The organism is Bradyrhizobium sp. 142 (assembly GCF_023074015.1).
In the GTDB taxonomy this organism is placed as follows: Bacteria; Pseudomonadota; Alphaproteobacteria; order Rhizobiales; family Xanthobacteraceae; genus Bradyrhizobium.
Window position 1 is genome coordinate 18,444 of sequence record NZ_JADPKQ010000389.1, and the last position, 24,989, is coordinate 43,432.

General features: G+C 64.3%; 22 protein-coding genes. 15 read left to right on the forward strand and 7 right to left on the reverse strand.

Annotated features, from left to right (window positions below):
• Positions 1 to 2: 2 nt before the first annotated feature.
• Both ubiA and IVA82_RS35575 read right to left on the reverse strand, forming a co-directional pair.
• Positions 3 to 935, reverse strand: coding sequence for a 4-hydroxybenzoate octaprenyltransferase (ubiA, locus tag IVA82_RS35570; protein WP_247381587.1), 933 nt, complete (start codon positions 933 to 935; stop codon positions 3 to 5).
• Entirely contained in the window at positions 932 to 1,591 is a 660-nt protein-coding gene (locus IVA82_RS35575; RefSeq protein ID WP_247381628.1) for a hypothetical protein, read from the reverse strand. Before IVA82_RS35575 ends, ubiA begins: the two co-directional genes overlap by 4 nt.
• Before the next feature lie 208 nt (positions 1,592 to 1,799).
• Between IVA82_RS35575 and IVA82_RS35580 the strand changes: the two genes are divergently transcribed.
• Complete coding sequence (locus IVA82_RS35580; RefSeq protein ID WP_247381585.1) at positions 1,800 to 2,564, forward strand: 16S rRNA (uracil(1498)-N(3))-methyltransferase; 765 nt, start codon at positions 1,800 to 1,802, stop codon at positions 2,562 to 2,564.
• A 77-nt stretch (positions 2,565 to 2,641) separates the two neighbouring features.
• Here the strand turns inward: IVA82_RS35580 and IVA82_RS35585 are convergent, their stop codons facing one another.
• Positions 2,642 to 3,349 carry a GntR family transcriptional regulator gene (locus IVA82_RS35585; protein WP_247381583.1) on the reverse strand — a complete coding sequence of 236 codons (708 nt, stop codon included), beginning with the start codon at positions 3,347 to 3,349 and terminating at the stop codon, positions 2,642 to 2,644.
• Between the two features lie 237 nt (positions 3,350 to 3,586).
• Between IVA82_RS35585 and IVA82_RS35590 the strand changes: the two genes are divergently transcribed.
• From IVA82_RS35590 to IVA82_RS35630, 9 genes are all read left to right on the forward strand, one after another.
• Positions 3,587 to 5,164, forward strand: a complete 1,578-nt coding sequence (locus IVA82_RS35590) for a sugar ABC transporter ATP-binding protein (protein ID WP_247381626.1) — start codon at positions 3,587 to 3,589, stop codon at positions 5,162 to 5,164.
• Positions 5,161 to 6,498, forward strand: a complete 1,338-nt coding sequence (locus IVA82_RS35595; protein WP_247381581.1) for an ABC transporter permease — start codon at positions 5,161 to 5,163, stop codon at positions 6,496 to 6,498. Before IVA82_RS35590 ends, IVA82_RS35595 begins: the two co-directional genes overlap by 4 nt.
• Positions 6,485 to 7,459: a substrate-binding domain-containing protein gene (locus IVA82_RS35600; protein ID WP_247381580.1), complete on the forward strand. Its 975-nt coding sequence runs from the start codon at positions 6,485 to 6,487 to the stop codon at positions 7,457 to 7,459. The genes IVA82_RS35595 and IVA82_RS35600 overlap by 14 nt, the downstream gene beginning before the upstream one ends.
• Positions 7,460 to 7,597: 138 nt before the next feature.
• Positions 7,598 to 8,191: a DUF1349 domain-containing protein gene (locus IVA82_RS35605; RefSeq protein ID WP_247381578.1), complete on the forward strand. Its 594-nt coding sequence runs from the start codon at positions 7,598 to 7,600 to the stop codon at positions 8,189 to 8,191.
• Between the two features lie 297 nt (positions 8,192 to 8,488).
• A complete protein-coding gene (locus IVA82_RS35610; RefSeq protein WP_247381577.1) occupies positions 8,489 to 9,640 on the forward strand; it encodes an ATP phosphoribosyltransferase regulatory subunit in 1,152 nt (383 codons plus the stop codon).
• Positions 9,637 to 10,614, forward strand: coding sequence for an ATP phosphoribosyltransferase (gene hisG, locus IVA82_RS35615; RefSeq protein WP_247381575.1), 978 nt, complete (start codon positions 9,637 to 9,639; stop codon positions 10,612 to 10,614). The genes IVA82_RS35610 and hisG overlap by 4 nt, the downstream gene beginning before the upstream one ends.
• Before the next feature lie 86 nt (positions 10,615 to 10,700).
• Positions 10,701 to 11,747: a glycosyltransferase family 2 protein gene (locus tag IVA82_RS35620; protein WP_247381574.1), complete on the forward strand. Its 1,047-nt coding sequence runs from the start codon at positions 10,701 to 10,703 to the stop codon at positions 11,745 to 11,747.
• The gene (locus IVA82_RS35625; RefSeq protein ID WP_247381571.1) at positions 11,744 to 12,589 is read left to right on the forward strand and encodes a ChbG/HpnK family deacetylase; all 846 of its coding nucleotides are present in this window, start codon (positions 11,744 to 11,746) and stop codon (positions 12,587 to 12,589) included. Before IVA82_RS35620 ends, IVA82_RS35625 begins: the two co-directional genes overlap by 4 nt.
• 127 nt (positions 12,590 to 12,716) lie before the next feature.
• The gene (locus IVA82_RS35630) at positions 12,717 to 13,532 is read left to right on the forward strand and encodes a DUF2076 domain-containing protein (RefSeq protein ID WP_247381569.1); all 816 of its coding nucleotides are present in this window, start codon (positions 12,717 to 12,719) and stop codon (positions 13,530 to 13,532) included.
• 667 nt (positions 13,533 to 14,199) lie between these two features.
• Here the strand turns inward: IVA82_RS35630 and IVA82_RS35635 are convergent.
• Entirely contained in the window at positions 14,200 to 15,000 is an 801-nt protein-coding gene (locus tag IVA82_RS35635; protein WP_247381568.1) for a L,D-transpeptidase, read from the reverse strand.
• Positions 15,001 to 15,312: 312 nt separating this feature from the next.
• Between IVA82_RS35635 and IVA82_RS35640 the strand changes: the two genes are divergently transcribed.
• Positions 15,313 to 16,092 carry a protein phosphatase CheZ gene (locus tag IVA82_RS35640; RefSeq protein ID WP_247381566.1) on the forward strand — a complete coding sequence of 260 codons (780 nt, stop codon included), beginning with the start codon at positions 15,313 to 15,315 and terminating at the stop codon, positions 16,090 to 16,092.
• A 160-nt stretch (positions 16,093 to 16,252) separates the two neighbouring features.
• Here IVA82_RS35640 and IVA82_RS35645 read toward each other — a convergent pair whose 3' ends face one another.
• Positions 16,253 to 16,774: a hypothetical protein gene (locus tag IVA82_RS35645; RefSeq protein ID WP_247381564.1), complete on the reverse strand. Its 522-nt coding sequence runs from the start codon at positions 16,772 to 16,774 to the stop codon at positions 16,253 to 16,255.
• Positions 16,775 to 17,102: 328 nt separating this feature from the next.
• On the opposite strand from IVA82_RS35645, the gene IVA82_RS35650 reads away from it, so the two are divergent.
• From IVA82_RS35650 to IVA82_RS35660, 3 genes are all read left to right on the forward strand, one after another.
• Complete coding sequence (locus tag IVA82_RS35650) at positions 17,103 to 17,399, forward strand: co-chaperone GroES (protein WP_200513063.1); 297 nt, start codon at positions 17,103 to 17,105, stop codon at positions 17,397 to 17,399.
• A 188-nt stretch (positions 17,400 to 17,587) separates the two neighbouring features.
• The gene (gene groL / locus IVA82_RS35655; RefSeq protein ID WP_247381562.1) at positions 17,588 to 19,219 is read left to right on the forward strand and encodes a chaperonin GroEL; all 1,632 of its coding nucleotides are present in this window, start codon (positions 17,588 to 17,590) and stop codon (positions 19,217 to 19,219) included.
• Positions 19,220 to 19,360: 141 nt separating this feature from the next.
• Entirely contained in the window at positions 19,361 to 20,572 is a 1,212-nt protein-coding gene (locus IVA82_RS35660; RefSeq protein ID WP_247381560.1) for a hypothetical protein, read from the forward strand.
• Between the two features lie 132 nt (positions 20,573 to 20,704).
• On the opposite strand, the gene IVA82_RS35665 is transcribed toward IVA82_RS35660, so the two are convergent.
• Positions 20,705 to 21,103: an META domain-containing protein gene (locus tag IVA82_RS35665; protein WP_247381558.1), complete on the reverse strand. Its 399-nt coding sequence runs from the start codon at positions 21,101 to 21,103 to the stop codon at positions 20,705 to 20,707.
• Positions 21,104 to 21,232: 129 nt separating this feature from the next.
• The gene (locus IVA82_RS35670; RefSeq protein WP_247381556.1) at positions 21,233 to 22,897 is read right to left on the reverse strand and encodes an L-lactate permease; all 1,665 of its coding nucleotides are present in this window, start codon (positions 22,895 to 22,897) and stop codon (positions 21,233 to 21,235) included.
• A gap of 312 nt (positions 22,898 to 23,209) precedes the next feature.
• Between IVA82_RS35670 and IVA82_RS35675 the strand changes: the two genes are divergently transcribed.
• Positions 23,210 to 24,973, forward strand: coding sequence for an ABC transporter ATP-binding protein/permease (locus IVA82_RS35675; RefSeq protein WP_247381554.1), 1,764 nt, complete (start codon positions 23,210 to 23,212; stop codon positions 24,971 to 24,973).
• Positions 24,974 to 24,989 lie beyond the last annotated feature (16 nt).

The following is a 24,989-nucleotide window of genomic DNA, read 5'->3' on the forward strand; positions in this document are numbered from 1 at the left end:
TGCTACACCCCCCGCATCACCGCGTCGGCGAGCAACCCCGCAAACAACAACAGTCCCGCATCGCGGTTCGACTTGAACACGCGCAGGCACAGCGCAGGATCGTCAATCCTGAGCCGCCTGATCTGCCACGCCAGATGCGCGGCGAACGCCGCAAGCCCGAGCCAGGCCGGCCAGCGCGCATCGCCTGACGCCAGCGCGACGCCGATCAGCATCACCGCCAGCCCGTAGAACATGATCAGCGCTTGGTGCGTGTGGGCGCCGAACAGGCGCGCGGTCGACTTGACGCCGATCAGCGCGTCGTCCTCGGTGTCCTGATGCGCGTAGATGGTGTCGTAGCCGATCACCCAGAAAATCGCGCCGGCATAGAGCACGAGCGCGGTCACATCGATGCGCGCGAAGATGACGGCAAATCCCATCAGGGCGCCCCAGGAGAAGGCGAGACCGAGCACGATCTGCGGCCACCAGGTGACGCGCTTCATGAAAGGATAGATCGCGACGATCACCAGCGAGGCGATCCCGGTCAGGATCGCGAAGCGGTTAAATTGCAACAGCACGACGAGACCGATCAGGGCCTGCGCAACCAGGAAGGCCAGCGCCTGTTTCGCGCTCACCTGGCCCGATGGCAGCGGGCGCGAGCGCGTGCGCTCGACCTTGGCGTCGAGGTCGCGGTCGGTGATGTCGTTCCAGGTGCAGCCGGCACCGCGCATCACGAAGGCGCCGACGAAGAACAGGAGAATGGTGAGCGGCAGACGGCTCGAATCATGCGCCATGCCGGAGGCCAGCGCCGCCGACCACCAGCACGGCATCAGCAGGAGCCAGGACCCGATCGGACGATCGAAGCGGGCGAGCCGCAAATAAGGCCGCGCCCATCGCGGCGCGAGCGTATCCACCCAGTTGCCGGTGGAATCGGCAACGCGGGCGGATGCATCCCTCATCGGGTCAGGACGTTGCCATTGAGCGTGTCGAAGGTGCTGCCGCCCTTCTTGCCGGCATTGGCCTCGGGTGCCGAGCCGGAGCCCAGCACCTCGCTCAGCGACGGGCCGGCCGGACCGCGCGGTTGCTGCTGCATCTGCTGCGCAACGTTGCAGACCTTCGTCTGCATGGCCTCGGTGTTCTTGTGGCCGTCCTTCATCTGCGCGCCGACCTGCGGCGGGATTCCGCATTTGGCGGCGTTTGAATCGATGTACCTGATCAATTTGCCTTCAGCCTGGCTGAAGCTGCGGATCAGCTTGCAGGCCTCGTCCGGCGGCGCGTGGCGGTCGCTCGCGGCCTTGATCATCTTGCCGCGCTTCTCGGCTTCCTCGCGCAGCGGCATGAAGGCCTTCATGCAGTCTTCGCCGGGCCCGCCTTGCGTCGGCGGGGCCGCGCTGAAAGCGCCGGCGCCTCCGACGGGCGCGGCGCCGTTGACGGGAAAGGACGATTGCGGCGCGCCGCCGACGGAGGCGACCGGCGCCGAGCCGTTCACGGGCGGAAAAGCCGAACTGGGTGCAGTCTGGCTGGGCAGCGGCGCCGGGAACCCCTGCGCATAGGCGCCCGTGGGCCCCATGGTGAGCATGGCGGCAGCGATCGGAACCATCAGATGACGGATCATCAAGGCAGTCTCTCCGGCAGGAGCTTACGGGTTCGGCGTCTTCCCAATTGAAGCGCAACCAGCGTGTTCGCGTTTTTACGATTCCCGCCGGCCCTTAACAACCCGTCGAATGGGGCAAGAGCGCGGCGCGGGGATACACCGGTTTGGCAATATTTACCCCCGAAATAGCTGCTTTCGGTTAAGAACGGCAGCAAATCGGACCTGAACGATGCCCTCTCACGATTTCCGCGCCCCCCGCCTGTTCGTCGATGCCCCCCTTGCCCAGGACGCCAGGGTCGCGCTCGACCGCGACCAGAGCAATTATCTCGGCAATGTGCTGAGACTTGGCGCCGGGGCCCCGATCCTGGCCTTCAACGGCCGCGATGGCGAGTGGCAGGCCGCGATCGAGGGCCGCAAGCGGCCGGACGGTCTCGTCATCCTCCAGCAGACCCGGCCCCAGGACCGGCTGCCCGACGTCGCCTACGTCTTTGCCCCGCTCAAGCACGCCAGACTGGACTACATGGTGCAGAAGGCCGTCGAGATGGGCGCCGCCACCCTGCAACCGGTCCAGACCCGCTTTACCCAGACCTTCCGCGTCAACACCGAGCGCATGCGCGCCAATGTCACCGAGGCGGCCGAGCAATGCGGCATCCTGAGCCTCGCCGCCGTGGCCGAGCCGGTGCCGCTGGAGCGGTTCCTAAGTCAGCGCGCCGCCGACCGGCTACTGGTCTTCTGCGACGAGGCGGCCGAGCTCGAAAACCCCATTCAGAGCCTGCAACGGGCGTGTGAGGCCGGACATGGCCAAGGCAGAGTTGGCATCGACGTCCTGATCGGACCCGAAGGCGGTTTTGCCGAAGAAGAACGGGCGCTGCTGCTGCGGCAGCCCAAAATCCTGCGGCTGGCGCTGGGCCCGCGGATCCTGCGCGCCGATACGGCCGCGGTGGCGGCACTGGCGCTGGTGCAGGCGGTGCTGGGCGATTGGGGCGGCGGCTAGTCCCCTCTTTATCTTAGATTGTAGTCGTGATCAGCATACGCAAAGGCCGCCGTATCACTCGGCTCTGATTCCGGGTGCTAGTCTTCGAAGAAGCCGGGATGTTTCGCGACAAAGGACTGCAATTCGCGCGAGACGCGATCGAGATGGTTCGCCATTTCGCTCTTTGCCTGGTCCGGCTCATGCGCAGCAATCGCGCGAAATATCGCCTCGTGCTCGCGGAAGGTTCCCTCGGGCCGTCCCGGCTCCGGCAGAAGCGTTCGGCGGACCCGCTCAAGATGAGTCCGGATCGGATCGAGGACCTCGCCGACTCGCCCCAGATGCAAGCCCTCGGTCAGTTGGCGATGAAATCGAGTGTCAAGTTCGTGGAAACCTTGAAGATCGCCGCTGCTGATGGCGGCCATTTGGTAGGCGAGGTTCTGACCAAGCGCCGCGATCGCATCGTCCCGCATGTCGGCAGCACAGACCCCGACAACTTCTATCTCCAATGCACGCCGCATCAACATCCATTGCCGCACATCCTCAAGATGGATTTTGGCTACGTAAGAGCCGCGTTGCGGCTCAACCACCACAAGCCCCTCAAAAGCGAGCCGATTGATCGCGGTCGTTATGGAGAGTCGAGACACTTCGAAAATTGCACACCACTCGTTCTTGTCGATTGGGGCGTCCGGCGCGAGCGCGCCCGAAACGATGGCTCGCTTGAGCGCTAGATAGGCCTGGTCGACTTTCGATCCGCCCGCCCGACGTGCGGCAGCCGTTCCTCCGCTGAATCCGCCGACTGAATGCATGCTGTGGTCCTATCGCTAATGTTCACATTTCCAGTGGTGCGGGAGCCAATTGTGGACACCAAGAGGCTTGACGAGCGGTAACTGATATAACTAGCATATCAGAAAAATAACCAGGGAATACCTGCGGCTCGATGTCTCCAAAGACTGTGGGCGCGCCGGGAGGAGAGCAGCCCGATGGAGACACGCTTCGGCGCCCTCGGAGGAGAGGATGACCGGGCCGCGGCCCGCTCCCCCCGTATGGTCGAGCCTAGCAGTCGGGCCTGCGCGCCCACCGGGCAAATCGTGCTTTCTGCGGAGCGCGTCTCGAAGTCTTTTGCCGGCGTGAAGGCGCTCAACAACGTCGACTTCGATCTGCGTTGCGGCGAGGTGCATGCACTGATGGGCGAGAACGGTGCCGGCAAAAGCACCTTGATGAAAATTCTTGCGGGCGTGCATACGAGTTATCAGGGGACGATCCAGGTCGATGGCCGGGCCGCCGAATTTGCCGGTGTGCGCGATGCTGAAGAGGCCGGCGTCGCGATCATCCATCAGGAGCTCAATCTCGTTCCCGAGCTGAGCATCGCCGATAATATCTTTCTCGGTCGCGAGCCGCTGATCGGCGGTGTGCTGATCAATCGCCGCCGCATGGTCAAAGCGGCAGAGCGCCTGCTGCGCCGCCTCGGCGTCTGGATCGCTCCGGAAAGCCGACTCGCCGACTTGCGCGTCGGCGAGCAGCAATTGGTGGAAATCGCCAAGGCGCTATCGCTCGACGCCCGCATCCTGATCATGGACGAGCCGACCTCTGCATTGTCATCGTCGGAATGCGAGACCCTGTTCAAGATCGTGCGACAACTCGCGAGCGAAGGCGTCGCGATCATCTACACCTCGCACCGTATCGAGGAGGTGCTCGATCTCGCCGACCGGGTGACGGTGCTGCGCGACGGCAGGCGCGTTGTCACGGCTCCGATCGGCGACTTGTCGCGGGACGCAATCATCTCAGCGATGGTCGGCCGCGACATGGTCGCAAGCGATCGCGGTGCGGCTGCGCAGGACGGTGCGATCGTCCTTTCGGTGGATGACCTGACGCTGGATACCCTTGGTCCGCACGGCTGGCGCCGGATGTTACACGGCGTCAGCTTTCAGCTCAGGCGCGGCGAGATTCTGGGCATCGGCGGCCTGCTTGGTTCCGGCAGGACGGAGATCCTGGAGTCCATCTTTGGTGTTGCGAACGGTTGGCGGGGTGGCGCCATCGCGATCGATGGCGCGGCCGTTAACATCAGCTCGCCAGCGGAGGCCTACCGCCTCGGTGTCGCGCTCGTGAGCGAGGATCGCAAAGAGCGCGGCCTGCACCTTGCGGCCTCGATCTGCGACAATATCGCCCTGCCCTCGATCGGCGCGCTGTCGCGATTCGGTCTGCGCGCTTTCGCGCTTGAACGCGCCCTGGCGGCCGACATGGCCCGGCGCCTCTCGGTCCGCTGCACCGGCATCGATCAGACCGCAGCAGCGCTCTCCGGCGGCAATCAACAGAAGGTCGTGATAGGCAAGTGGCTCGCCACCGAACCGCGGATTCTTCTGCTCGACGAGCCGACCCGCGGCATCGATATCGGCGCCAAGCAGGACATCTACCGGCTGATCTTCGATCTCGCCGCGCAAGGCCTCGGCATCGTCGTGGTCACCTCCGAGATGCCGGAGCTTATTCTGTTGTCCGACCGTATCCTGGTGATGTGTGAGGGACGGCAGACCGGAGTCCTGCGGCGCGAGAGCGCGACGCAAGAGACGGTGATGCGTCTTGCAGCGCCAGGCATGGCAGCGTGGTCGCAGGAAACATCGTCATGAAGGCGCTATTTCGGCTCTTGTCCCGGACCAAGCTTTACTGGGGGTTGCTCCTCATCTGCCTGGTCGGTGCCCTCACCTCGCCGCATACGTCATCCGGTAGCAATATCTTCCTGTCCTACGGTAACCTGACCGATGTACTGCGGCAGGTCTCGATTACGGGCCTGGTCGCCACCGGCATGACGATGGTCATTCTGCTTGGCGGCATCGATTTGTCGGTCGGCTCGGTCATGGGCTTTTCGACGGTGATCTGCGCGATGCTGCTCACCAAGCCCGGCTGGACCGCGGCCGCCGCGATGGGCGTTCCGGCGGCAACGCTGGTGAGCGGCGCAGCCATTGCGCTCGTTGTGCGCTTCGTCGTCCACGGCCTGGCGCGCGGCCGAGACGTCGGCCCGGGGCCGCGCCGTGAACTCGCAGTATCGCGCTGGCGCAGCCTGTGGATTCCTGCGCTGCTCGGCCTTGTCGGCGCCACTGCGGTTGCGTGGTGGACGGCAAGCCAGGCGTCGGGCAAGTTCGGCGTTCTCGGGGTACTCCTCGTGGCGCCGTGCCTCGCGCTGCTGCTTGGCGGCATCAACGGGCTCTTGATCGTCACCGGGCGTTTGCAGCCCTTCATCGCGACGCTTGCGATGATGGTCAGCGCACTCGGCATCGCCCGTCTCACCGCCGGCCAGGACAATGCCGTCGTGCCGGTCTACACCGGTACCAACGCCACCGAAGCGTTTGAGCTGCTCCGCTCGATGCTGTGGGGCGTGCTGCCGGTGCCGAGTGTTTTCTTCCTTGCGGCGATCATCCTGTTCGGCGCGATCCTGCGCTTCACGACCTTTGGACGCTACGCCTATGCGATCGGCGGCAACATCGAGGCCGCCAAGCTTTCGGGCATTAAGGTCGCCCAGGTCCAGCTCACGGCCTATCTGCTGTCCGGACTGCTGGCGGGAATTGCAGGAGTCCTGTTCGTCGCGCAGTACCGGCAAGGCAAGCCCGATGCCGGCGCCGGGCTCGAGCTCGACGCCATCGCCGCGGTCGTGATCGGCGGCACCAGCCTGATGGGCGGCCGAGGCGGTCTCGCCGGCACCTTCGTCGGCGTCCTGATCTTCGGTTTGCTGTCGGACATCCTCCAGCTTCAGAACATCGACTCCAACGTCCAGCTGCTGATGAAGGGGTTGATCATCGTCTGCACCGTGCTGGTGCAGGAGCAGAATCTCGGCCAGCTCATCGCGCGATGGCGGTTCAGCCGATCGCCGGAAGCCAGCGCCGATCCGAAAACAGCCGAGTCCTATCGGCTGCCAAGCGCCGCCAAGGCGCAATTTACAAGGGAGGATCTCGATGAAGCGTCGTGAATTCCTAAAACTGTCGACCACCATGGCTGGCGCCGCAATGACGATCTATGTGCCGGCCGGCTGGAGTCCCGCCAAGGCCGCTGCGAAGTGGAAGGTCGGCTTCAGCCAATGCACCACGCTCGAGCCGTGGCGCGTACAGTTCAACAAGGACATCCAGGCCGAGGCCAAGAAGCAGCCCGACGTCGAGCTCGTCATCACCGACGGCCAGGACAAGACCGAGAAACAGGTCGCCGATTGCGAGAACCTCGTTGTCCAGCAGGTCAACGTCCTGTTGATCTCACCCAAGGAATCGGCAGGCCTGACCGGCGTCGTCGAGAAGGCGATCGACGCCAAGATTCCAGTCATCGTGCTGGATCGCAACGTCGACACCAAGCGAATCACACAGTTCATCGGCGGCGACAATGTCGCGATCGGCAAGGCCGCCGGCGAATACGCTGTGAAGCTGCTCGGCGGTCCCGGCAAGGCGGCCGGCAACGTCGTCGAAATCTGGGGCGGCATGGGCACGCAGCCCGCACACGACCGACACGACGGCTTCCATGCTTTCACCGACAAGGAACCGGGCATCAAGAACCTGCTCAACAATCAGTCGGGCGACTGGAAGCAGGACAAAGCCTACAACATCATGACGACTGCGCTGCGCAATAACGAGAAGATCGACCTGGTCTATGGCCATAACGATCCGATGGCCTATGGCGCCTATCTCGCGGCCAAGGACGCCGGCCGCGACAAGGACATCAAGTTCATTCTTGGCATCGATGGCCTGCCGGATGAAGGCGTGACCTGGGTCAGCAAGGGGCAGCTCACGGCGACATTCCTCTATGCAACGCCCGGAGCCGAGGGGCTGCGACAAGCTGTCAAACTCTTGAAGGGCGAGAAGCTAGAGCCGGTCATCACTTTGCCCACGATGCTGATTACGAAGGACAACGCATCGGAGATCCTGAAGAAGAACGGGCTGCTTTGATCTCCGGATTTTCAAAGCCGATGCGGAAGCTGACAGAGTCTGGTTCGACTTGGTCGAACCAGACTCTGCATTCGTATGGGTTGTCCTCTGCTTGTGGGATGGCGTTGGATCGGTTGCCACTGCTAATCGAGGCTTGACATGAACGATCCGATCTTCCGCAGAAGCGATGGTGTGTGGCTCAATGAGCCGGAACGATGGACCGCGCGCGGCGACAGTCTTGAGATGGTCACTGATCAAGCTACCGATTTCTGGCGCGAAACACATTACGGCTTCAGTCGGGACAGCGGGCATTTTCTGGGCTTCCGGACCGCCGAGGCTTTCACCGCCGAACTGCGCGTCCAAGGCGACTTTCGTACGCTCTACGACCAAGCGGGCATCATGGTGCGTATCGACGCGCAACGTTGGGTCAAGGCCGGAATTGAATTCTCCGACGACCGCGCCACGCTTGGCAGCGTTCTGACCGACGGGCGATCGGACTGGGCGACAGCCCCCTATGAGCACGACGCCGGCGACTTCCGGATGCGCGCAACCGTGACGAATGGTGTCCTTCGCTTGCAGGTTTCTGCCGACGGCAAGCTCTGGCCGCTGATGCGATTGGCGCCATTCCCCAAGGCAAACTCGTACCTTGTGGGGCCGATGGCCTGCACACCCGAGCGGGCCGGATTGAAGGTCGTTTTCTCGGCGTTTCGCCTGACACCGCCGCTCGGCAAGGATCTACATGATCTCGCCTGAGGGGCGACCCATCAGCCTCTGTCGCATGCGCACCCCGGCCGCTAATTGCTTTCCCCAAGATACGTGAGCTTTTTTCTGCCCAGGCGGTCGCCGGATTGGCCATTTCCGATCTCTCCAAAGCCGATTGGCGCAGCCACGCCGCAATCCACCGTTCAACTCGAGGCCAGGGCATGACGGCCGACCGTTAAGCCATTGGTTCTTTGGAGGTCGAAACCGCTTTCCGGCCATGCTAAGGCCTGCGCCAACTCGCATCCCTTCCTTGCCCTGCCCGGTTCCAGCCGGACGATGGACCCCGTTATGACCGCGACTGCCACCTCAAATGCTGCCGGCTCCGCCGCCTGGGCGGATACGCTGTTGTCGCTCGCGCAGGCCGGCTATGTCAGGGCCGAGCCCGCCATCCTGCAACCGGCCGAGCCGTTCCTTGACCTCTCCGGCGAGGACATCCGCAAGAGTCTGTACCTGACCACGGATCTCTCCGGCGAAGAGCTCTGCTTGCGTCCGGACCTGACCATTCCGGTCGCGCGCGACTATCTTGCCTCGGGACGTGCTGGCCAGCCGGCCGGCTTCAGCTATCTCGGCCCGGTGTTCCGTTACCGCAGCGGCCGTCCCAGCGAATTCCTGCAGGCCGGGATCGAATCGTTCGGCCGTCAGGACCGCGCCGCGGCGGACGCCGAGATGCTGGCGCTGGCGCTCGAGGCGACCACGGCCTTCGGCGTGCGCGACGTCGAGATCCGCACCGGCGACGTCGCACTGTTCAACGCGCTGCTCGATGCGCTCGACCTCTATCCGGTCTGGCGCCGCCGCCTGGTCAAGGATTTCAACCGCAAGATCAGCCTGGAGCAGGACCTGGAGCGGCTCGCGCAGGCGGCCACCGCCACCCGCAGCGAATATGAGGGCGTGCTGGCGGCACTCGCCGGCTCGGACCGCAAGGCGGCGCTCGCCTTCGTCACCGATTTGATGTCGATCGCCGGCACCACCCATGTCGGCGGCCGCACCACGGCCGAGATCGCCGACCGCTTCCTCGAACAGTCGACGCTGAAGGGCGGCGCGCTGCCGCGTGAGGCGATCGCCGTGCTCAAGCGCTTCCTGGCGATATCGGGCAATCCGGACGATGCGATCGCCGGGCTGCGCGCGCTGACCGCCGACGCAAAGCTGAACCTTGCCGCCGCGATCGACCAGTTCGAGAGCCGGGTCGGCTTCATGGCGGCACGCGGCATCGACGTGAAGCAGACGCGCTTCTCGACCGCGTTCGGGCGCGGTCTCGACTACTACACCGGCTTCGAATTCGAGGTGCATAACAGCGGCAACGGCGCCGAGCCGCTGGTCGCCGGCGGCCGCTATGACGGGCTGATGACCCAGCTCGGGTCGCCCGAGCCGATTCCCGCCGTCGGCTTCTCTGTCTGGGTCGACGCGCTGACCCGGATCGGCCGCAAGGAGCTCAAATCATGAGCGCGCCATTCGTCCTGGCCGTTCCCTCCAAGGGGCGCCTTCAGGAAAACACCGAGGCCTTCTTCGCCCGCGCAGGGCTCAAGCTGTCGAAGGCGGGCGGCGCACGCGACTATCGCGGCACGATCGCGGGCCTCGACAATGTCGAGGTGGCCTACCTCTCGGCCAGCGAGATCGCCGCGCAATTGTCCCGCGGCATGGCGCATCTCGGGGTCACAGGGGAAGATCTGGTGCGCGAGACCATCCCGGACGCCGATCAGCACGTCGCCCTGATCGAGGGGCTGAGCTTCGGCTATGCCGACGTCGTCGTCGCCGTGCCGCAGGCGTGGATCGACGTCCGCACCATGGCCGACCTCGACGACGTCACCACTGGCTTTCGCGAGCAGCATCACATGCGGATGCGGGTCGCGACCAAGTTCATCAACCTGACCCGCACCTTCTTCTCAAGCCATGGCATCACCGACTACCGCATCGTCGAAAGCACCGGCGCCACCGAAGGTGCGCCGGCAGCCGGCGCCGCCGAGCTGATCGTCGACATCACCACGACGGGTGCGACGCTCGCTGCCAACGGGCTGAGAGTGCTCGACGACGGCGTGATCCTGCACAGCCAGGCCAATCTGGTCGCCTCGAAGGAGGCCGACTGGTCACCGCAGGCACGGGAGACCGCACGCGTGATTCTCGATCACATCGCGGGGCGGGCGCGGGCCAACAAATACCGCGAGGTCCGCACCCGGTTCCGGCAGTGCGACGCTGCCCTGCTGGACCAGGCCCACAAGAACTTTGGGGTCGAGACCCCGTTCGGCGGACCGACCTCGTCAGGCATGCTCACGCTGCACTGCCCACCGGGGCAACTCTATGCGCTCGCGAGCTTTCTGCGCGAGCATGGTGCCGAGACGGTCTCGGTGGTCTCGCTCGACTACGTGTTCGACCGGGAGAACCCGTTGTTCGCCAGACTGGACGCGTTCCTGCGGCGGTGAGCCTCAGTTCCGTTCAGCGTAGCGACAGCAAACGGCAGCTACCATATGCTGTTGAGAGAATTTGAACGCATCTGGAACCTTGATTGATGACGCTGGGCTCTGACGTTTCCGGCCTGATGACCACTGCCACCGGCGCCGCGGCGAAGGGACTGTCGATCGTCGTGCCCGTCTACAACGAGGCGGCGGGACTGGCGCCGCTGCACCAGCGCATCTGCGATCTCGCCAAGACCCTGCTGCAGCGCTACCGACTGGCCTGCGAGGTCGTCTATGTCGACGACGGCAGCGCGGACGCGACGCTGTCGGTCGCACGCAGCCTGCCGGCCGATGCGATCGACGTCCAGGTGGTCTCGCTGTCGCGCAATTTCGGCAAGGAAGCCGCTCTGATGGCGGGGCTCGATCATGCGCGGCGCGGCGCCGTGATGTTCATGGACGGCGACGGCCAGCATCCGCCGGCCCTGGTCGAGCAGCTGGTGCGGCATTGGATCGAAGATGGCTACGACGTCGTCTATACCGCCAAGGCGCACCGCGACAACGAGACGTTCCTGCGCCGTCTCGCCGTGCACGGCTTCTATTCCCTGATCAATTGGGGCGCCCGCCAGAAGATTCCCGAGGATGCCGGCGACTTCCGCCTGCTCTCTCCGCGCGCGGTCGCAGCTCTCAGGCAATTGCCCGAACGCAATCGCTTCTTCAAGGGACTGGCAAGCTGGATCGGCTTCCGCCAGATCCGCGTCGACTACGAGCCAGCGCCGCGCGTCCATGGCGTAACCACCTTCAGCGCCACGCGCCTGCTCGGTCTTTCGATCGAAGGATTGACGTCGTTTTCGGTGGCGCCGCTGCGCTTTGCCAGCCTGCTCGGCGTGATCCTGGCAGGCGGCGCGTTCCTGTTCGGCCTGTCGATCCTCTGGGAGGTCTGGACCACCGGCAAGCAGGTGCCCGGCTATCCCTCACTCGTGATCGGCCTGATGACGATCGGCGGCGTGCAACTCATCATGATCGGCATCGTCGGCGAATATATCGGCAAGATCCTCTCCGAGCTGAAGGCGCGCCCGATCTACTTCGTCGCCGAGCACAGCGAGAAGCGCTTTGAGGCTCACAAGGCCGAGGAAACTTCGAACAGGACGGCGGCGGAATGAGCGCCGCCGCGACGCCGCGGCGGATCTGGCTCTGCGCCGACGATTACGGCATCAGCCCGGGCGTCAACCGCGCCATCCGTGACCTGATCGAACGCAGCCGCCTCAACGCCACCTCGGTGATGATGGTTGGCCCCGCGATCGATCGCGGCGAGATCGACGCACTGCAGGCGGCGGCGAAGACGAACTCGGGTTGCGCGATCGGATTGCACGTGACGCTGTCGGCGCCGTTCCGGCCGCTGACCATGCATTTCCGCCCGCTCGACGGCGACATGTTCCTGCCGTTCCCGAAACTCTTGCGCGCCGGCATTGCCCGGCGGCTCGATCGCGAGTTCTTCCGCAATGAGGTGAAGGCGCAACTGGCGGCCTTCGCGGAAGCTTTCGGGCGCGCCCCCGACTTCGTCGACGGCCACCAGCATGTGCAGCTCTTTCCGCAGGTGCGCGACGGCTTTGTCGACGCGGTCAGCGAAGTCGCGCCAAAGGCCTGGGTGCGCCAGGGCGGCCGCAACGTGCCGCTGGCACGGCGACTGGCATCGCCGAAGGCCCTTTTGCTCGACATCCTGAGCGCGCAATTCCGCCGGCGCGCCGGCGACGCGGGCCTCAGCTTCAATCCCGGCTTCGCCGGCGCCTATGATTTCACGCGGACGGCCGATTTCGGCGAGCTGATGCGGCAATTCCTGGCGGGCCTGCCGGATGGCGGGCTCATCATGTGCCACCCCGGCTTCGTCGACGACGTCCTCACCGGACTTGATCCGATGACGGATGTTCGCGAACGCGAGCATGCCTATCTCGCCAGCGACGCCTTCGCGCAGCTGCTCGCGGCACAAAACGTGACACTGGAGTGAAACCGGCGAAAGCTGGCCCCGCGAGGCAGCTTGTCGCATACCGAAATTTAATCCGCGCGCCACTGTTCGGGCCACAATGGAACCCTACATCTTCGTCGCGCTTGGTTTCGCGCGAAGGAGACAGATCATGACGCCGCAGGAACGCCAGCTCGTCGACGACCTTTTCGACCGGCTTTCGAAACTGGAAAATGCACCGCGCGACCCCGACGCGATCGCCGCGATCTCCGACGGGCTGCGCAAGGCACCCGGCGCGATCTATGCGCTGGTGCAGACCGTACTGTTGCAGGACGAGGCGCTGAAGCGTGCGCATGCCCGCATCCAGGAGCTGGAGGCCGCGCAGGCGCCCGAGCAGGCTCAGTCCGGCGGCTTCCTGGATACCATGCGCGAAAGCCTGTTCGGCTCGGGTCCCTCGCGCGGCTCGGTTCCAAATGTGCCACCGCGTGACGCGGGGCCGGTCTGGAACAGCGGCGGCGCGATGCAGCAGACCCAGCCAGGTTACGGCCAGCCGCCTTATGGGCAGGCTCCCGGCCAGGGCCAAGGTTACGGCGCTCCGCCGACGGGCGGAGGCGGCGGCTCCTTCCTCGGCACGGCAGCGGCAGCCGCAGCCGGCGTCGTCGGCGGCTCGCTGCTGCTCTCGAGCATCCGCGGCATGATGGGCGGATCGCACCAGCAGGCCTTTGGCGACACCAACGCCTTGGGTGATCGCGGCGGCAGCCCGTGGGGTGGTAGCGACCAGTCGGGCGGCTCGCTCGCCCGCGACGCCGGCCTCAACGATATCGGCTCCGGCGGTGATCGCAGCAAGGATTCCCGCCAGGGCTTCGCTGATCAGGCATCGAATGACGATCGCAATTACAACGATCAGAACGACAACGACGACAACGTAGACATGGCCGACGACAGCGATTTCGGCGGCGGCGACGCCGGCGGCAGCGATTACGCCTGATCGCTGCTCCTTGCACCGAGCAAAACGGCCGCCGTTGAGGAGGCCGTTTTCATGTCACAGCATTAGCTCAAACGCCTTCACTGCCGCTGCGCATCACGCAGAGAGTCATTTCGAATATAATATGACTAATGCGTGTTACTGAATTGCACTGCGCTGAACATCGCGAGACGCGTCTGAGTTCACCATGAAAGACGAAATCACTCTCTGGCGCGCGAGGCCGTAGACTCCCGGATTTCCAAATTCAGACAGGGGTGTTCATCTGAAAGAACACGTTGCTCATCCCACACACCGATGTGGTTGCCTCTCTTGGTATAGTCGGGGTCTTAAAAATGAATCCACTTCAGCAGCGCATTGCAACCTTGACCGACATGACATCAAATCTCATCAGCGAGTTATACGAGTTGGAGGGACTGCACGAGCGCGTCAGGGCGGCAGAGCTATCGGCGCCGCGATTGAACCGCTCCCATCGCGCACCGCGTTCGCGTTCATCAAGTGGTCATCGCTGCTCCGTCGCTCCCCGTCTCGGCCGGCGCGGCGCTGTCAGCCAGCGTAGATCATAGCCGGCCGGAGTACGCTGCAAACCGGCGGCACGCGACGAGTTCGATGCCACGCATCGCGAGCCGCTGCGGCGCGCAGAGTCGACGGCTCGCATCGGGCGCTTCACACCTCACATCACCACCACCTTGGTGCCGACATTGACGCGGCCGTAGAGGTCGATGACGTCCTCGTTGCGCATGCGGATGCAGCCGGAGGAGACGTTGGTGCCGATGGTCCAGGGCTCGTTGGAGCCATGGATGCGATAGAGCGTGGAGCCCAGATACATTGCGCGCGCGCCGAGCGGATTTTCCGGGCCACCTTCCATGTGCCGAGGCAGGTCGGGGCGCCGCGCGATCATTTCCGCGGGCGGGGTCCAATCGGGCCATTCGCGCTTGGCCGTGATCGATTTCACGCCCGACCAGGTGAAGCCGGGACGACCGACGCCGATGCCGTAGCGCATAGCCTTGCCGTTGCCCTCGACGAGATAGAGGAACTTGTTCGGCGTATCGACCACCAGAGTGCCGGCGCTTTCCTTGCCGCTATAGTCAACAAGCTGCTTCTCGAATTTCGGATCGAGCTGACGCTGCCGCGGGTCGATCGTCTCCTGCTGCAGGCTTGCGCCCTGCATCTGCGGCTCGCCCATCGGCGGCAGGCGGCGCGGGTCATTATAGGCCGGCTGCTGCTGATACATCGGCTGATCCGGAGCGTAAGCCGGACCGCGGCCGGGCCCATCCCCGAACAGGAATTCGATGAAGCCGCCACCCATGTTCGAATTGGATGCGACACGCACCGGCGCCGGCGGCACCTGCGGCTGATAGAGCACCGCGGGCGGATCGTTGGGCACGGTGTTGTCGAAGGCGCTCGCGCGATCGGCGCCGGCAATGAAGGTGCAAGCGCTGCCGAGCAGCGCGACAGACATTTTCTTGAACATCGACGTACTCTGTAGTGTTTCGTCTAGTTGCACTCGCCGTCGAACGCGCTGACTGTCCGCGCTCGCGACGTGGTCAATAAAGAGCAAAAGCCACTTTGTTTGGTAAACGGAAACGGCGTTTCGATTCACCACGTCGCCAAGCGAGGGGCAATTTGGCGATCAGCGTTTATTTTCGGTGAACGCTGCGCTCGCATGGTTAATCGGTCGTTTGCCGGCCGTCGCGCGCGGCCGCATGTCAGTTCCTGCTGTGAACTTCGTGTTAAATCGCTTCTGCCTACAAAGACGCGTGAGTGAGGTGGGGGGAGTATCGTGATGGCTGTTCACCGCAAACGTTTTCGTGTCGAAGATATCGTCGGTGGCGAATTGCCAATCCTCGACGTAACCGAGGAGGCAATCCCGATGCATAGCGAGATCATGGCCGAGCTGCGCGCGATCCGTGCACAGATGGCGAAGGGCACTGCCCCGCTGTCCGGCAGCGCAGCCATGGCGGCGATCGACGCCTCGACGGAGCGGGAGCTCTCCGACGCACGCACGATGCTGGAGACGTACCGGGCTCAGATCGAGCAGTGCGAGAAGCTGAAGGTCGAGCTCGACCTCATCCATGACGCCATCGACCGCACCAAGCGCGAGATCGCGACCCTGCACGGCAAGAGCTTTGACGGCGGCGAAATGGCAAAGGTCAATGGCGAGCTCGGCGCCGTGGTCGGCGGCACGGAGCAGGCGACCCAGCAGATCCTCGAAGCCGCGGAATCGATCGACCAGGCCGCCAGTGCGATGGCCAAGGTGCAGTCGGCCGACCAGCAGAAGCGTCTGGCCGACGACATCCAGGAACGTGTCATCTCGATCTTCGAGGCCTGTAACTTCCAGGACCTGACCGGCCAGCGCATCAGCAAGGTCATGGGCACGATGAAATTCATCGAGCAGCACATCAACGCGATGATGGAGATCTGGGGCGGCGTCGACGCGATCAAGTCCCACGTCGTGCCGCAGGCCGATACCCGCAGCGAGGATGAAAAGCTTCTCAACGGCCCGAAGCTCGCGGGCGACGTCGGCCACGCCTCGCAGGACGACATCGACGCGCTGTTCGACTGATTCGACACAACGGAGAGAAAAACAAAACGCCGGCGGGAGCCGGCGTTTTTTGTTGCCCCGTCATTGCGAGCGAAGCGAAGCAATCCAGACTGTCACCGTGGAAAGATTCTGGATTGCTTCGCCACGCTCGCAATGACGGCTGGTTAGATCCGAACCCCGATCACGCCCTCGGCGCGCAGCGGACGTAGACCATGTTGCCGTAGCGGGTGGCGGCGTCCTTGTCGATGAAGCGGGTGATCAGGACGCGGCCGTCGAAGGAGACGATCTCACGGTCCTGCTCGCCCGGCGTCGGACCGGGCGGGCCGATATAATTCTTGCCAATGGGCGAACCCTTCAGCCGTAGTTCCTGCGGCGTCGCCTGGTCGGCGAGATGCATGATCACGCCGCCGGAGGAGCCGGCGGTGATCACGTAGGGATTCTTGCACTGGGCCCGGGCAGCGGCCTCGGTCCGGGCGCGGTCGGCCGGGTTCTGGAACGAGGCGAGGCCCCAGCGGCCGACGATCTCGTCGGCGCGAATGCTCGCCGGCATCTCCGGACCGGTGCCCGGCTCGGCTTCCGGCGGCGGCGAGGACGACGAGAAGGACGGCAGGCTCATGCCTCCGCCGCAGGCGCCCAGCAGCAGCGCCAACATGGAAGCGGCAGCCAGATTGGCAACCGTGCGCACGTGAGCTGAACCGATCATGCTATTCCCCCGAGCAAAGTGCCCCCGACCAAGACCGCGACCGCACCCCTGCTGCAGCCAAGCGCAAAACCACTGTTGGAGCAATGACGTCCTTGAATACGCCAGCACCGCAAATAAGTTTCTGGAGCCACAATCCTATATCCGCCTCACCAATCGCTTAACCACCTTGCTTGACAGGATCGCGGCCAAGCCATATTCCCGGACACACTATTAGCACTCGAAAACGTCGATTGCTAAGCGCGTCGTTCGATCTCGGAGAGGGCGGACGGCAGCGCCGCCCCCAACCCACTTCTGTTGCATCCGAAGCGAGCCTCCAAAGGGAAACGTCATGGCTAAATCCAAATTTCGTCCGCTGCATGACCGTGTCGTGGTCAAACGTATCGACGCCGAGGAAAAGAGCAGGGGCGGCATCATCATTCCGGACACCGCCAAGGAAAAGCCGTCCCAGGGCGAAGTCGTCGCCGTCGGCCCCGGTGGCCGCGACGAGGCCGGCAAGCTGATCCCGATCGACCTCAAGGTCGGCGACCGCGTGCTGTTCGGCAAATGGTCGGGCACCGAGGTCAAGATCGACAACGAAGAGCTCCTGATCATGAAGGAGTCGGACATCATGGGCGTAATGGCCTAAGGCCGGACGCCTGAACAGCCGCTGAATGCTCCATTGCCATGCCCGGGCAGAAGCGCGAAGCGCGTCTTCGCGCCAGACGACCCGGGCATCCATCGTTTTCGCAAGATGATGGATTGCCGGGTCAAGCCCGGCAATGACGAGGAAAAACTGCGGCGCCTCATCGATTCAAGTTTTTCAGGAGCAAGAACATGGCTGCCAAAGACGTCAAATTTTCCGGAGACGCGCGCGAACGCATGCTGCGCGGCGTCGACATTCTCGCCAACGCCGTCAAGGTGACGCTCGGCCCCAAGGGCCGCAACGTCCTGATCGAGAAGTCGTTCGGCGCGCCCCGCATCACCAAGGACGGCGTCACCGTCGCCAAGGAGATCGAGCTCGAGGACAAGTTCGAGAACATGGGCGCCCAGATGGTCCGTGAGGTAGCCTCCAAGACCAACGACCTCGCCGGCGACGGCACCACCACCGCGACCGTGCTGGCCCAGGCGATCGTGCGCGAAGGCGCCAAGTCGGTTGCCGCCGGCATGAACCCGATGGACCTCAAGCGCGGCATCGACGCCGCGGTGGCGGCTGTCGTCAAGGACATCGAGAAACGCGCCAAGCCGGTCGCCTCCTCCTCCGAGGTCGCCCAGGTCGGCACCATCTCCGCCAACGGCGATGCCGCCATTGGCAAGATGATCGCCCAGGCGATGCAGAAGGTCGGCAACGAGGGCGTCATCACCGTCGAGGAGAACAAGTCGCTCGATACCGAGGTCGACATCGTCGAAGGCATGAAGTTCGACCGCGGCTATCTGTCGCCCTATTTCGTGACCAATGCCGAGAAGATGACCGCCGAGTTCGAGGACGCCTACATCCTCCTGCACGAGAAGAAGCTGTCCGGCCTGCAGGCCATGCTGCCGGTGCTGGAAGCCGTGGTGCAGTCGGGCAAGCCGCTCGTCATCATCGCCGACGACGTCGAGGGCGAGGCGCTGGCCACCCTGGTCGTCAACCGCCTGCGCGGCGGCCTCAAGGTTGCCGCCGTCAAGGCGCCAGGCTTCGGCGATCGCCGCAAGGCCATGCTGGAGGACCTCGCGATCCTGACCGGCGGCCAGCTGATCTCGGAAGAGCTCGGCATGAAGCTCGAGAACGTCACGGTGAAGATGCTTGGACGCGCGGGCAAGGTGGTGATCGACAAGGAGAACACCACCATCGTCAAGGGCGCCGGCAAGAAGCCCGACATCGAGGCCCGCGTCGGCCAGATCAAGGCGCAGATCGAGGAAACCACCTCGGACTACGACCGTGAGAAGCTCCAGGAGCGTCTCGCCAAGCTCGCCGGCGGCGTCGCGGTGATCCGCGTCGGCGGTGCGACCGAGATCGAGGTCAAGGAGAAGAAGGACCGCGTCGAGGACGCGCTCAACGCCACCCGCGCCGCGGTGCAGGAGGGCATCGTCCCCGGCGGCGGCGTCGCCCTGCTGCGTGCCAAGAAGGCGGTGGGCCGTCTCACCAACGCCAATGCCGACGTCCAGGCCGGCATCAACATCGTGCTGAAGGCGCTGGAAGCCCCGGTCCGCCAGATCTCCGAGAACGCGGGCCTCGAAGGCTCCATCGTCGTCGGCAAGATCCTGGAGAACAAGTCCGAGACCTTCGGCTTCGACGCCCAGAACGAAGACTATGTCGACATGGTCGCGAAGGGCATCATCGACCCCGCCAAGGTCGTGCGCACCGCGCTCCAGGACGCCGCCTCGATCGCCGGCCTGCTGGTGACCACCGAGGCGATGGTCGCCGAAACGCCGAAGAAGGAAGCTGCGTCCGCGATGCCCGCCGGCGGCGGCATGGGCGGCTTCTAAAGCCCATCCCCTCCATTACAATCATGCGAAGGCCGCCTCCGGGCGGCCTTCTTTTTTGCCGACCATGACCCGCGCTTTCCGATTCAACCGGCGGCCAAAACCCACTACGGTGGCGCCGATTCTGACTTTGAGGACCTATCGATGCGCGCGCTCCTGGTTTGTTCGACGGCTCTTATGGCGGCTCTGCTCGCGACGTCGCTGGGTCCCGCATCCGCCCAGATGAAGCTCTCTCCGAAGGCCACCGCCCCGGGCGGCGTCGAGACGCGCTATTTCACCTCGATCGACGGGCTGATGGACGGCAATGCCGACGTGATCCTGAAGGAAACGCGGCAGGGCAAGACGGTCACCTCAGCGGTGCTCGACGTCTGCTATCCCGTCGCAAAAACTTCCGACCGCAAGGACCGTTTCGTCGTCAACCTCCAGGTCGCGGGCCAGACGTTGACGGGCACGACGCAGAGCATCAGTGAGAAGGCGCCGGTCACCGTCAAGCTCTTGCGCAAGCCGACCGGGGACACCTTCGAATTCCGTGGTCAGATCGGCATCGGCCAAGCCGTGACCGAGGTCACCTCGTCCGACAATTCCGATCTCAGCGAGAGGGAATTTCTGGACAATCAGACCTCCGACGATGGCATCACGCCGCAACCGAAGGATTTCACCGACGTCTCGCCGGAAGCGATCGCGGTCAAGGTCAAGCTGGATGCTGCGACCGACTTCCTGAAGAGCCTGAAGGGCCAGGATGTCGAGGTGACACTGGCAAGCCTCAACGTCGGCTGCGATGCGCTGCGCGCCGGCGAGCAGACCATCAACATGTCGGTCGATCCGGAGCGCGCCGGCGCGCTGCTCGCAAAATTCAAGGCGATGCCGGGCGTCACCGCCGCGGGCTGGACCGCAGGCATGACCGAGATGGACCGCACCATCCGCATCCCCGCCGCCGACTGGCGCGACGGCGACAAGATCAACCGTGACAAGCTCGCGGCCGTTGTCGCAAACGTGCTCGGCAGGACGCTCGCGGCCAAGCCGGTCTCGCAAAGCTTCAACCCGGCCACCGGCAAGCTCAAGCTGGTCTTCAAGCGGCCGAACCAGGATTTCCCGGCGCTCGAGCTCACCGACACAATCGAGGTCGCCGGCCTCGTCTCGCCCGACAAACCGGGCACGACCGACCGGCTGATGCTCTGGATCGGCAGCCCCTCGACCACGACGGCCGACGAGAGCAGCGGCGCCAAGCTCAACCTGTCGGACGAAGCCACAGCCGATGAGGAAGGCGATCAGCCCGACGACAACGGCTCGGTCGAGGCGCTCGTCAAAGAGCTCAAGGGCCAGCGCTGGGACGCCGACAAGTCGGTGTGGAAGTGACATGACTCGCGCATCAACTCTCTGTCATCGTCCGGCTTGACCGGGCGATCCAGTACTCCGAGACAGCCGTGGCGGATCGATGGGCCGCGGCGTACTGGATTCCCCGCCTTCGCGGGGAATGACAGCGACGCCTCAATTCCCGTTGACGCGGAAGCGCAGCGGCTTGGGGCCGAGAAGCGTCAACACGTCGCCCTGGCGCTTCCAGGTCTCGACGCTGCCGAGCGCCGTGACGAGATCGTCGTCGGCCTGCGCCCGCGCAGGCGGGCAGGACCGGTCCTGGATCTGGCCGGGGACGAAGATCACGGTGTTGCCGGCAACGGAAAACTGGCCCTTGCCGCCCTTGCACCAGAGCTCCAGCGCCACCTCGCCATTGTCGCCGATCTCGATGTTCGGGATCCGCTTCGAGCCGGGCTGCGGCAGCGCCTCCAGCGTCATCTCGGTGCCGAAGGGGAAGCCATCTTCCGCACGCGCGACGGCGGACATCGCGAGCACCGCGACCGCCGCACACGCCATCTGCTTGAGCGAAACCATAAGACCTCTCGACTGACCTGAGTTGCCGCACCTTTTACAAGACGGCGGCGACCATGAGAAGGTTCGCCCGCGTACAAAAATCCCCGCGGAAACTCCGCGGGGATTTGCGGGGAAGCCGGGCGTGGACTGCTACTTCAGCACCATCGCCGTGAACGGCCAGACATAGGCCTGCAACGTCACCAGCACGCCGACGAGGCAGGCCAGCACGATCGAATGCCAGAACACATAGCGCAGGATCGAGCCCTCGTGCCCGTACCATCTGGTAGCGGTGGAGGCGACAACGATCGATTGCGCGTCGATCATCTTGCCCATCACGCCACCGGAGGAGTTCGCCGCAGCCATCAGAATCGGCGACAGGCCGATCTGCTGCGAGGTGATCTTCTGGAGGTTGCCGAACAGGATGTTCGATGCGGTGTCCGATCCGGTCAACGCAACGCCCAACCAGCCGAGCAAGGTGCCGAAGAAGGGATAGAGCACGCCGGTCGCGGCGAAGGCGAGACCCAGCGTCGCGTCAACGCCGGAGAGGCGGGTCAGCGTGCCGATCGCGAGCATCGCGGAGATCGTGATCAGCGAGATCGCGCACAGCCGGACAGTGCGGCCATATTCGACGAGCAGGCGGCCGGGCCCGACGCCCATCAGGAAGCCGGAGATGATCGCCGCGAGCAGCATGCCCGTGCCTGTGAAGGAAAGATAGGTGAACGCGAACACCGCGCCTTCGGGCGTCGGCTTGGGCGCGACCGGAGGCATCTTGTTGATCATCTGATGCAGCTCGGGAACGGCGTAGTTCCACGTAAAGATCGAATTCGCCCAAGTCTTGAAAGCACCGTTGCCCCAGATCAGCATCACGATGCAGACGATGATCCACGGCAGCAGCGCACTCCACAGCTCGGCCTGCGTCAGCGGAGTTTTGTCGAGCGGCGCTGTCGTACCCATATGCGAGACCGATTCGTCGCGGCCGCGCAGCGCCGGCGACAACCAGAGCTGCCTGGGCTGCCACACCTTCAGGAACAGGATGAGCGCGCCCATCGAGATCAGCGACGCCCCGATGTCGACGATCCAGGGGTTGATGTAGTTGGAGATCACGAATTGCGGGATTGCGAACGATACGCCGGTGACGAGAATCGCCGGCCAGACGTCCTTCATGCCCTTCCAGCCGGCGAACGCCCACACCACCCAGAACGGCACGATCAGCGAGAAGAACGGCAATTGCCGTCCGACCATCGCGCCGAGGATATAGGGATCGAGTCCGGTGACCGAGGCAAGGCCCTGGATCGGCGTGCCGAGCGCGCCATAGGCGACCGGCGCGGTGTTGGCGATCAGCGAGAGGCCGGAGGCCGCGAGCGGCGAGAAGCCGAGCCCGATCAGCACCGCACCGGTAATGGCGACCGGCGTTCCGAAGCCGGAAGCCCCCTCAAAAAAGGCACCGAACGAGAAGGCAATCAGCAACAATTGTAGCCGCCGGTCCTCGGTGACGCCGCCGACCGCGCGCTTCAGGAGCTCGAAGCGTCCGGTTGTCACCGTCACCTGATAGAGGAAGATAACGTTGAGGACGATCCAGCCGATCGGGAAGAACCCGGTGACGATGCCGAGCAGCGAGGCCCGGATCGACATGTTCGCCGGCATGGTGAAGATGTAGATCGCGATCAGGTTGGTCACGATCACGGCAATGACCGCCGCGATGTGCGCCTTGACGCGACCGCTTGCAATCAGGACCAGCAGCGTGACGACGGGTATTGCCGCTGCAATTGTCGACAGCACGGGGCTGTGCACCGGGTCATAGACTTGATTCCACATGGTCTTCCTCCCCCACGCATGTGTGCGGCAGGCGGCCAGCGTGGACAGCCGATCCTGCTTGACGCTGAAGCGATAACCCCCGAGTCGGACACGAATTCCTCGCGAATGCGGCGGTTCCCGCCCGCTCACAAGCTCGCGAAATCCCGAAGGCCCCCGCCCCGCGCCGTTAAACCCCATGCTAGGGTTGCAAGCTGCGACAAGCCAACGCAAATTGCGGAATTTGCGACTTTAGTCTAAGCGCACTCATTGCCGCCGTTGTCTTAACCGTCTGGCTCCAGGCATTTGCGCATACCCCGCAGGAGATCCCCATCCGTGAAGAACATCCGCGCGACGCTCGCGACCGTTTGGCGAATCGCCATCCCCTATTTCCGATCGGAGGACAAATGGGCCGGCGGCGGCCTGCTGGCCGCGGTGATCGCGATCGAGCTGTCGCTGGTCGCGATCGACGTCCTCTTTAACCAGTGGCAGAACCGGTTCTACACCGCGCTCCAGGCCTACGACTGGGACAGGTTCGTCAGCGAAGTCTGGTTCTTCGTCATCCTCGCCGCCAGCTTCGTCGCGCTGGCGGTCTATCAGCTCTACCTGAACCAATGGCTCCAGATCCGGTGGCGGCAATGGTTGACCCGCCATTATCTCGGCGAATGGCTTGAGGACGCCACGCACTACCGGATGCAGCTCAAGGGCGATGCGGCGGACAACCCGGACCAGCGCATCACCGAGGACGTCAAGAATTTCGTCGAACAGACCCTGACCATCGGCCTGGGCCTGCTCTCGTCGATCGTGACGCTGTTCTCCTTCGTCATCATCCTCTGGGGCCTCTCCAATGCCGCGCCCATGCACATTTTCGGGGCCGATGTCGTGATTCCCGGCTATCTGTGCTGGGGTGCGCTGATCTACGCGATCTTCGGCACCGCCCTGACGCATTTGATCGGCGCGCCGCTGGTCAATCTCAATTTCGAGCAGCAGCGCTATGAAGCGGACTTCCGCTTCAACCTCGTCCGCGTGCGGGAGAATTCCGAGCAGATTGCGCTCTTGAACGGCGAAAACGCCGAGCGTGGGCGCCTGCTGGACCGGTTCGGCCGCGTCGTCGGCAACTGGTACGCGATCATGGGCCGGACCAAGCGCCTCACAGCATTCACGGCGAGTTACAGCCAGGCTGCCGTGATCGTTCCCTATGCGCTGGTGGCGCCGGCCTATTTCGCCAAGCGGATTCAGCTCGGCGATATGATGCAGACCGGCTCGGCTTTCGGCAGCGTGCAGCGCGCATTGTCGTTCTTCGTGACGGCCTATCGCTCGATTGCCGAATGGCGCGCCGTGGTTGCCCGTCTCGACGGATTCGAGATGTCAGTGCGCTCGACCAGCAGGCTCGCTGAATACGAGCCGACGATCGGCATCAAGGCAGCGGGCGGCAGCCGCGCGATCGGCCTCGAGCAACTCCGCGTGAACCTGCCGAATGGGGCGCCATTGGTCGCCGCGGACGCATTCGCCATCCATGCCCCGGAGCGGGTGCTCGTCACGGGGCCGTCGGGCTCAGGCAAGTCGACGCTGTTCCGCGCCATTGCCGGCATCTGGCCGTTTGGCACCGGCACTATCGTCATTCCCGAGAAGGCGAAGCTGATGATGCTGCCGCAGCGGCCATATTTCCCGGTCGGTGTGCTGCGGGACGCCGTGGTCTATCCCGCAGCACCCGGCGCGTTCGAAACGACGCAGGTCCGAGACGCCCTCGTCGCGGTCGGGCTGCCCGACCTCGCCGAACGGCTCGAGGAGGACGGCCATTGGAATCGGATGCTGTCGCTCGGTGAGCAGCAGCGCCTGGGGCTTGCCCGCGCGCTGCTGCATGGGCCCGACTATCTATTCCTGGACGAGGCCACCGCCTCGCTGGACGAACCGTCCGAGGCCCGGCTGTACCGGCTCCTGGCAGAGAAGCTGCCGCGGGCCACTATCGTCTCGATCGGCCACCGCTCGACGCTCGACGCCTTCCACACCCGCAAGATGACGATGGCGAAGTATGGCGAGATCCACGTCCTCAGCGACGCCGGCAAGCTGGCCCGCGCCGAGCCGAATGGGGTGCGCTGAGCACGGCGTGATGGCT

Bases quoted from the DNA above. Each gene is read 5' to 3' on its own strand.
- ubiA (WP_247381587.1), bottom strand. From the start codon at position 935: ATGAGGGATGCATCCGCCCGCGTTGCCGATTCCACCGGCAACTGGGTG.
- IVA82_RS35575 (WP_247381628.1), bottom strand. From the start codon at position 1,591: ATGATCCGTCATCTGATGGTTCCGATCGCTGCCGCCATGCTCACCATG.
- IVA82_RS35580 (WP_247381585.1), top strand. From the start codon at position 1,800: ATGCCCTCTCACGATTTCCGCGCCCCCCGCCTGTTCGTCGATGCCCCC.
- IVA82_RS35585 (WP_247381583.1), bottom strand. From the start codon at position 3,349: ATGCATTCAGTCGGCGGATTCAGCGGAGGAACGGCTGCCGCACGTCGG.
- IVA82_RS35590 (WP_247381626.1), top strand. From the start codon at position 3,587: ATGGTCGAGCCTAGCAGTCGGGCCTGCGCGCCCACCGGGCAAATCGTG.
- IVA82_RS35595 (WP_247381581.1), top strand. From the start codon at position 5,161: ATGAAGGCGCTATTTCGGCTCTTGTCCCGGACCAAGCTTTACTGGGGG.
- IVA82_RS35600 (WP_247381580.1), top strand. From the start codon at position 6,485: ATGAAGCGTCGTGAATTCCTAAAACTGTCGACCACCATGGCTGGCGCC.
- IVA82_RS35605 (WP_247381578.1), top strand. From the start codon at position 7,598: ATGAACGATCCGATCTTCCGCAGAAGCGATGGTGTGTGGCTCAATGAG.
- IVA82_RS35610 (WP_247381577.1), top strand. From the start codon at position 8,489: ATGACCGCGACTGCCACCTCAAATGCTGCCGGCTCCGCCGCCTGGGCG.
- hisG (WP_247381575.1), top strand. From the start codon at position 9,637: ATGAGCGCGCCATTCGTCCTGGCCGTTCCCTCCAAGGGGCGCCTTCAG.
- IVA82_RS35620 (WP_247381574.1), top strand. From the start codon at position 10,701: ATGACGCTGGGCTCTGACGTTTCCGGCCTGATGACCACTGCCACCGGC.
- IVA82_RS35625 (WP_247381571.1), top strand. From the start codon at position 11,744: ATGAGCGCCGCCGCGACGCCGCGGCGGATCTGGCTCTGCGCCGACGAT.
- IVA82_RS35630 (WP_247381569.1), top strand. From the start codon at position 12,717: ATGACGCCGCAGGAACGCCAGCTCGTCGACGACCTTTTCGACCGGCTT.
- IVA82_RS35635 (WP_247381568.1), bottom strand. From the start codon at position 15,000: ATGTTCAAGAAAATGTCTGTCGCGCTGCTCGGCAGCGCTTGCACCTTC.
- IVA82_RS35640 (WP_247381566.1), top strand. From the start codon at position 15,313: ATGGCTGTTCACCGCAAACGTTTTCGTGTCGAAGATATCGTCGGTGGC.
- IVA82_RS35645 (WP_247381564.1), bottom strand. From the start codon at position 16,774: ATGATCGGTTCAGCTCACGTGCGCACGGTTGCCAATCTGGCTGCCGCT.
- IVA82_RS35650 (WP_200513063.1), top strand. From the start codon at position 17,103: ATGGCTAAATCCAAATTTCGTCCGCTGCATGACCGTGTCGTGGTCAAA.
- groL (WP_247381562.1), top strand. From the start codon at position 17,588: ATGGCTGCCAAAGACGTCAAATTTTCCGGAGACGCGCGCGAACGCATG.
- IVA82_RS35660 (WP_247381560.1), top strand. From the start codon at position 19,361: ATGCGCGCGCTCCTGGTTTGTTCGACGGCTCTTATGGCGGCTCTGCTC.
- IVA82_RS35665 (WP_247381558.1), bottom strand. From the start codon at position 21,103: ATGGTTTCGCTCAAGCAGATGGCGTGTGCGGCGGTCGCGGTGCTCGCG.
- IVA82_RS35670 (WP_247381556.1), bottom strand. From the start codon at position 22,897: ATGTGGAATCAAGTCTATGACCCGGTGCACAGCCCCGTGCTGTCGACA.